At 29.3% G+C, this 7,187-nt stretch carries 11 protein-coding genes; 10 read left to right on the top strand and 1 reads right to left on the bottom strand.

Annotation, left to right across the window (positions count from 1 at the left end; translation table 11 throughout):
- The first annotated feature begins 338 nt into the window (after positions 1–338).
- The 9 genes from Q0929_RS08520 (at position 339) to Q0929_RS08480 (ending at position 6,164) form a co-directional block, all read left to right on the top strand.
- Positions 339–827 carry a hypothetical protein gene (locus Q0929_RS08520; RefSeq protein WP_299239875.1) on the top strand — a complete coding sequence of 163 codons (489 nt, stop codon included), beginning with the start codon at positions 339–341 and terminating at the stop codon, positions 825–827.
- A 146-nt stretch (positions 828–973) separates the two neighbouring features.
- Complete coding sequence (locus Q0929_RS08515; RefSeq protein ID WP_299239871.1) at positions 974–1,453, top strand: hypothetical protein; 480 nt, start codon at positions 974–976, stop codon at positions 1,451–1,453.
- Between the two features lie 85 nt (positions 1,454–1,538).
- Positions 1,539–2,129, top strand: coding sequence for a hypothetical protein (locus Q0929_RS08510; RefSeq protein ID WP_299239868.1), 591 nt, complete (start codon positions 1,539–1,541; stop codon positions 2,127–2,129).
- Positions 2,130–2,190: 61 nt separating this feature from the next.
- The gene (locus Q0929_RS08505) at positions 2,191–3,387 is read left to right on the top strand and encodes a hypothetical protein (RefSeq protein WP_299239865.1); all 1,197 of its coding nucleotides are present in this window, start codon (positions 2,191–2,193) and stop codon (positions 3,385–3,387) included.
- Positions 3,388–3,401: 14 nt separating this feature from the next.
- Complete coding sequence (locus Q0929_RS08500; RefSeq protein WP_299239862.1) at positions 3,402–3,530, top strand: hypothetical protein; 129 nt, start codon at positions 3,402–3,404, stop codon at positions 3,528–3,530.
- A gap of 70 nt (positions 3,531–3,600) precedes the next feature.
- Positions 3,601–4,059, top strand: coding sequence for a hypothetical protein (locus Q0929_RS08495; RefSeq protein ID WP_299239859.1), 459 nt, complete (start codon positions 3,601–3,603; stop codon positions 4,057–4,059).
- Between the two features lie 73 nt (positions 4,060–4,132).
- Entirely contained in the window at positions 4,133–4,258 is a 126-nt protein-coding gene (locus Q0929_RS08490; RefSeq protein ID WP_299239857.1) for a hypothetical protein, read from the top strand.
- 12 nt (positions 4,259–4,270) lie between these two features.
- Positions 4,271–4,879: a hypothetical protein gene (locus tag Q0929_RS08485; protein ID WP_299239853.1), complete on the top strand. Its 609-nt coding sequence runs from the start codon at positions 4,271–4,273 to the stop codon at positions 4,877–4,879.
- A gap of 145 nt (positions 4,880–5,024) precedes the next feature.
- Positions 5,025–6,164: an MFS transporter gene (locus Q0929_RS08480; protein WP_299239850.1), complete on the top strand. Its 1,140-nt coding sequence runs from the start codon at positions 5,025–5,027 to the stop codon at positions 6,162–6,164.
- Positions 6,165–6,184: 20 nt separating this feature from the next.
- On the opposite strand, the gene Q0929_RS08475 is transcribed toward Q0929_RS08480, so the two are convergent.
- Entirely contained in the window at positions 6,185–6,637 is a 453-nt protein-coding gene (locus Q0929_RS08475; protein ID WP_299239848.1) for a YbhB/YbcL family Raf kinase inhibitor-like protein, read from the bottom strand.
- 280 nt (positions 6,638–6,917) lie between these two features.
- On the opposite strand from Q0929_RS08475, the gene Q0929_RS08470 reads away from it, so the two are divergent.
- Complete coding sequence (locus tag Q0929_RS08470; RefSeq protein ID WP_299239846.1) at positions 6,918–7,091, top strand: hypothetical protein; 174 nt, start codon at positions 6,918–6,920, stop codon at positions 7,089–7,091.
- Positions 7,092–7,187 lie beyond the last annotated feature (96 nt).

Here is a 7,187-nt window from a genome sequence, read left to right as displayed (position 1 = left end):
AAATAAAGATTAGAGTTTTGCATTTTTACCTCCTTGGTGGAATTTTTGCTATTACAATTTTAACTGCCACCAAGGAGTTTTTTTAGATGTTTTATTTATATTTGAATTTCTCACCCAAAGTATTTAAGTATTTTATCTATCAAAAATTCATAAAATTATATCATAGGTAGGGGTTTATGGACTTTGGTATCTATGATTGAACTTACTCTCATTTGTCTGCTTTTTGATGTATATTTTGCTATGATTTTGGTCAGAATTATAACCTGTACACAACGTTGATTTTTAGAACAGTCTCAAATATAATAGAGAAAAGATGAATGAGAAAAAGGAAGATAGGCATGAGATTATTTAGGAAGTTTTGGATAGTTCTGATTTTTGTATTGGTTGTTTTGCCTGTGCAGGGGTTTGGAGAGGAAAAAAACGAAAAATCAGTTTTTAATGAAAAAAGTGTTAATTTAAAACTAAAAATTGATAAAGATAAGATAGAATATCAAATTTTTGCATATGTTGAACCCGGTACACCAATGGCATGGTGTGATGATGATACATTAGTTATTGGATACAGCGCAGAATCACTTCAAAAGAAGTTAAGAATTATTTCATTAAAAGACGTTGATCTGTTCCAATACAATAACACTCAAAAAATAAAGATTAAAGAAATAAACATACATACAGAAGATATTTATGATATTATAGGATGTACTACAGAAACAAATACAATTTATTTAAAAACTTTTGATAATAATCATATATACGCTTTAAATTTAAGAACAGGTGAAATTAAAAAATTCTTGCAAATATCAAATTTAAAGCCTTTGATGCTTTAAACAATGTGCTTGTAGTTAGCACTAATAATAAATCATATATAGATAACCAATTTTTAAGAAATGATGGAATTAAGCTAATTAAGATACCTAATTCATTTGATGTAAACCGGGAAGTTCTTTATATTTTACCTAATAATAAGCTATTAATGTATGAAACTGGGAAGTTTTATATTTATGATTATCAACTTAATAAGCTTACAGAGTTGGGTAAGGCTGCTTTAAGGCTTTCTAATTACATAGACCACCAAATCCTTTGTGATTATGATTATAAAAACAACAAGTTTTTTATATTATGCTGGGATATCGATTCTATTTTAAAATCGGAAAAAGGAAAAACTATAAAGCCAAACTATACTATAGATGTGCCGAGTTTATCAGATTTTAAAGTCATTTCATCTCAGGTTTTAATTTATGCAGAAAATAAAAAAGATCATGATTATTTATACTACTACTATTTTCCGAGCAAGGAAAAGGAATTATTTGCAAAATATCATAGCAGATTTACCAATGTAAATCCTTTTTTTAGTGAAAAACCATGCTCTTATTGTTTTACTCAATCTTCGGTAACAGGAAATAGCTTGGCTTATCTTTTGAAAGATAGAATTGTAATAATAACTTATAGATAGGGGGACGATTTGTATTAAAGTTAAAAATGCTTGTTTTAATACTAGCTTTTAATTAATATTTTTACTAAAAAAGAGGGGGTAAGGTATGAGAAGGCTCAAAATTTTCTGGCTTTTGTTGGTTTTTATACTGTTTATTTTACCGAAGCAGGGATATAGCGAGGATAACAATAAAGACTTTATAAAACCAGAAGAAGTTGTTAAGCAATTTATTATAAATAGAGCTAATACGAGTTTTATTGATAATAATCCTAATTACTGTAAAGATGTAGTAAAGTTTATTCTTAATGGAGAGAAGTATTTAGATCAAGTTTTAGGAGCTGGAGTAGACATTTTGGGAAACTTTTCTATTTTAAATGTGTCAATAAAAGGGGATACTGCTAAAGTAAAGGTAAAACTTAAATTTTGCGGTGGGTTATCAAATGATTTGAGCGGAGGTCCTGATAGATGGACAGAGATTGTAGTATATAATCTTGTCAAGGTAAATAATACATGGAAAATAGTATGGGATAGTCCACCAGATGAACCTCCTTTTCCGTGTGATGATTGGATATCTGTTTCAAATGCAATTAAACTTTATGAATATATATTGCATCATTATGATAAATTTAAATATCTTGGACCAAAAAAGAAATTAATTGAGGATATGAAAAAACTAAAAAAATGTGCAAAGGAGTAAAATGAGATGATCGTTTAAGAATTTAAAGTTCTGGCAGGATAGGAATGGAGAGAGAACGCACATGAGAAGGCTTAAAATTTTCTGGATTTTATTGGTTTTTATATTGTTTATTTTACCTTTTCAGGGGTTAGGTGAGGAGATAAAACAAGCTAATTGTAAATATTTAAACATCTCAAACTTTCTGGGTATAGATGATGTTAGTAATTTCGATAACAAATTAATTGCATCTTTCGGTCTGTTTGATGAATCTGGACCTTCATCATGGACAGCGATAGGAGTTTTAGATGAAAACGATAATCTAATGAAAATCCAAGAATTAGGGAAAAAGGCAAAAGATAATTGGCTTAGAAAAATTATCATTGATAAAAAAGATAATTTAATAATTGGTGTTGGAGCTGTAAACTACAGTGAATATACAAAATGGGGGAAAGGGTGGTTAGTAGCTTTAGATTACAATTTAAAAGTAAAGTGGGACAGATCGTTTCAATTAGGTGCCTTAACTCACTTTATAGACGGGGATATTACAGAGGATGGTTTATTAATTGCAATTGGTAATACACAATACATAAGAAACGATTTTCCAAATTCCTATTGTACATTGTTTGATCCTATTAATGGTAAAAATCTTAAGATTGAACTATTACCTAAGCCAATGGACTTTTTCTTGAATAAAGAAGATGGCTTTTATCTTCTCTTAACCTTAGAATTAGTCTCAACCTATAAATTAAAAACAGATAAACCTTGGCTAACAGTGCTGGATAAAAAATGTAAAGTTATAAATAGTATAGATTTAAGCTACGTAAAACACTTACCAATCAAGGAGGATGAATTTTCGAGATATACGTATTTTGCAACAACCTATAAAAATGGCTTACTAATTATGAGACATGATAAAGACACACATAATGTTGAATTGTTCTACATAGACTTGAATAATGTCCATGATAAAAGGTTTAAATATTTCTACTATACATTAAAAGAAGATATGTGCGAAATAAACTGTATATATTCAGCAAAAGATAAAAACTCTATTTTGTATGTAGGAAAAGTTTGTTCTAAAGATGGTATATATCAGGTAAAAGAAATAACAATTGAAAACCTGCCTAAGGTTGTATTTACAATGCGATGGAAAGTACCTGCTGAATTTAAATTAGATCCGGATTTTAGTGAGATTTTTATCTTAGATAAAAACAAGTATATTTTATTTGGTAGAGGTAAAGAAAATAAGAAACCAATTTTATGTGAAATTTTAAGATAAGGAGGTGATAAAAAATGGGAACTATAGGCCCAATAGGTGCTGATTGTATAGCGACAATATACCCTAAAGCAAAGGAAGTTTCTCAAAAGACAGGCATTGCTTTAGAATTGATTCTGGCGCAAGCTGCTGTTGAAACTGGATAAGGTTTGGTAGTAAAAAACCTGCTGAGGGAGGGAGTATAGCCCAGAAGAAATTATAAAATTATTACATGATTTGGGGTATGAGTATTGCAAGAAAGAACCAAGTGAAGATATTTTTCTTAATATAGTATGGAATGCAGTTATATGGGAAAATAATTTTGATCATAAATATATTTTTCCTGGTTTTGGTGCAGATCTATATGAAAGGAAACCCAAAACTGAAGAGGAAGAAATTGCTCAAAAACTTGAAAAATTAAACTTAGCTTTTATTGATACAGATCATGGCTTTGATTCAGTTTTACTTGTTTTTAAGACTTTTAAGATATTGGAAGTAGAGACATTAAACTTGAATGGTTTAGAAGTAAAGAAGGTGAAAGTTTTATACGACCAAATAGGGATATTTAACCCTTATGAATTTGGGAGAAAGGTAAAAGGATATAAAGCAGGATTTAGTTTTAAGAGAAAACCTATTGTAATTACATTACTATTTTGTAAAAACTTCCAAAAGCTGGAAGTTGTTCTTGCCTTCTAAAACGAAGGAATTTAAAGGCCCTTATTATTTATTACCTGTTCCACCATGTGCAGTGATTAAGCAGTATAAAACAGTGTATTTAAAAGTAACTCCTGAAAATTTTGAAAAGTATGTGTGTGAAGATATTAGAGTTCCAACTACAAATAAAATAAAAAAAGAAATTTTAACAGTGATAAAGGCACTTGAAAAGATTAAATAGGAGGATCTTAAAATGAGAAGGAGACTTAAAATTTCTTTGCTTTTAGTAACTTTTATGTTATTTATCCTACCAAAGCAAGGATACGGTGAGGAAAAAGATCCTATCAAAATTATCCAAATCAAAAACGGAATTAATTATTTTGATATAGATAATGATGGGATAAAAGATTTAATAATATCTGCTGACTTTTTAACTCCTATTGGAGGCAACATTTATATTGCTTATTCGTTTTATCTTAATCATGAAATTGAAAATCAAAAACATTTTTCTTACGTTCCAATAGAAGTCGTTGATGGAAAAGGAGCAGAAGCTAATATATATACCTATACTAAAGTTGGCGGATGTGGAAATGATATGTCAAAAGAAGAAACCAATATTTCAGGTCTGAGATTGATAAAATTTAAAAACGGCGTTTATCTAATATACACAGAAAAGAAATGTAATGAAAACAAAAACACTTTTACTGACAAATGTCCTTTTTCAGTAGTTATTTACCAATACGATGATGAAGATAAAGTCTTTGCTATTAAGAAAAAATCACAAACAAAAGAAATGTATTGTGATGCTGACGAGGTTTTAAAGAAAGATTTGATAATAAAATCAATAAAATCTATTAAATAGTAGATGAAAGGTATAATGACTATTTTTCTTAAAACATTCTAAGGTTGGTCAAAGTGGTAACTCAAGTTTAATCCCTATAACGTCGCACATCTCACAAACTAAATTCTGGTTTAAAATACTTACAAAGCCAAATTTAGAGGATTCAATGGAAACAAAGAAAATATACAAATTCATAATTTTAATGGGTTTTGTTAGCCTGTTTGGAGATACAGTATACGAAGGAACAAAAGGAATAGCAGGGCCTTATCTATACAGTCTTGGAGCATCGTTATTTATAGTAAGTTTTACAGCAGGACTTGGAGAATTCTTAGGCTATGCTTTGAGATTTATATCTGGCTATTTTTCAGATAAGTATAAAACATACTGGATTTTTACATTCATTGGATATGGATTGATAGCATCTATTCCACTTTTAGCACTGGTTGACAGATGGGATATAGCAGTTTTATTTATTCTGTTAGAAAGAATAGGAAAAGGAATTAGAAGTTCTGCAAGAGATGCGATAATCTCTTTTGCAACAAGCAATATAGGAAGAGGATTAGGATTTGGAATTCATGAAGCTTTTGATAGATTAGGTTCTATTATAGGACCGCTTGTATTCTTAGCTTCTTTTGGACTAACCGGGAGTTATAAGACAGGTTTTCTTGTCATGCTTATTCCTTTTATATTGCTAATGATGTGCTTGATTTTAGCTTATAAAATACTGCCTAACCCTTCTGTTACGGAAAAGCCACAAGATAAACAATATGACTCAAAAATCCTTTACATGTATATGCTTTTTAGCTTTTTTGCTATTGTCTCCTTTCCACAGTATCCGGTAATTTCTTATCATTTAAAAATGCACAATATTTTTAACGAACAAATAATAGTTTTACTCTATACTGTCACAATGGTCTTTGATCTAATTTTCTCATTATTGGTAGGAAAGTTTTATGACAAATGGAAATTTAAAGTTTTATTTTTAGTACCTATCGCAACGTTTGTACTACCAATTTTTACATTTCAGGATTCAAAATTTTTAGCAGTTTTAGGAATTGTTTTATATGGTTTTATTATGGCTTTTCATCAAAGTGTTATGAGGGCTGCGATAGCTGATTTAACTTCTATTTCTAAAAGAGGAACTGTTTATGGTTTGTTTAATCTAATTTTTGGAGTTGGCTATCTTTTAGGCGGTATCTTTATAGGCTACCTTTACAATTTTGGCTATTTTTATATAATGATTTTTGCTTTATTGAGCCAAATTCTTTCAATGTATTTTTTAATAAAGCTGAATCATAGATATTAAAGCTAATTGCTAATTAAAAATCATCTTTTATAAAGACCATAAGTGAAACCGGAAGAAATCGTATGCTTATTAATAAATCTTTCAACTTCTTCTCTCGATAATCCTGCAGGCAATCCTAAGCTTTCAACATCTAAAGCAAATACCTTAAAAAAGTATCTATGAGGCTTTCCTCTTGGTGGACAAGGACCGCCATATCCAATTTTTCCAAAATCATTTTGTCCCTGCTTAATACTTCCAACAACCGATTTTTTAGGAAAATTTTCTTTAAGTTCCAATACATTTGATGGAATGTCATAAACTATCCAATGGGTAAAAGTTCCGATTGGAGCATCCGGGTCATCCATTATGATTGCATAACTTTTTGCATTTTCAACCTTACTCCAAGATATGTGCGGAGAGATATCAAGCCCATCGCACGTGTATTGGGTAGGTATAAAATCTCCTTCTTTAAAAGAATATGAATAAACTTTCATCTTTTCTACTCCTTTAGATAAACCCAAAACAAATAAGCTTAAAAAAATTACCAGTATAAACCTTTTCATAGATTTAGACTTGCTTTTACTCTTATTTTTCCGCCTTTATTTACTATAAGTTTATATCAAAAAATTCAATTTTCAACATATAAAAAAAATTTTTATAAAAATCCAATTTACCTTTGATAAATCAAACAGCGTTATATCTTTCTGTACAAGCTAAAAGAACATGGGAAAATATTATATAAGAATTTAAAATCATGAAAATCGGAGGATAAAGATGAGAAAGAAAGTAGAAACATCTACCTACATTCAGAGAATTAATACACTTGAAAGAAAACTTTTAAAACAAGTAAAAGAATTAGATGATGTTATGGAAAAACATCCAGAAATAATCTTTAGATTACAAGTTGTAGAATTTGATTTAGAACACTGTAGTAAAACTTGCAGTTGAAGCTTTTGGTGTATCAAAATCTACCATATACAGATGGATTAAAAATTATAAAAGCAGTAATAACAATCCTTTATCTTTAAAAAATCGTTATGTATC

It is taken from the genome of Sulfurihydrogenibium sp., from assembly GCF_028276765.1.
Lineage (GTDB): Bacteria > Aquificota > Aquificia > Aquificales > Hydrogenothermaceae > Sulfurihydrogenibium.
The sequence above is the reverse complement of the archived record's forward strand: the minus strand, read 5'-3'. Positions and strand labels throughout refer to the sequence as shown.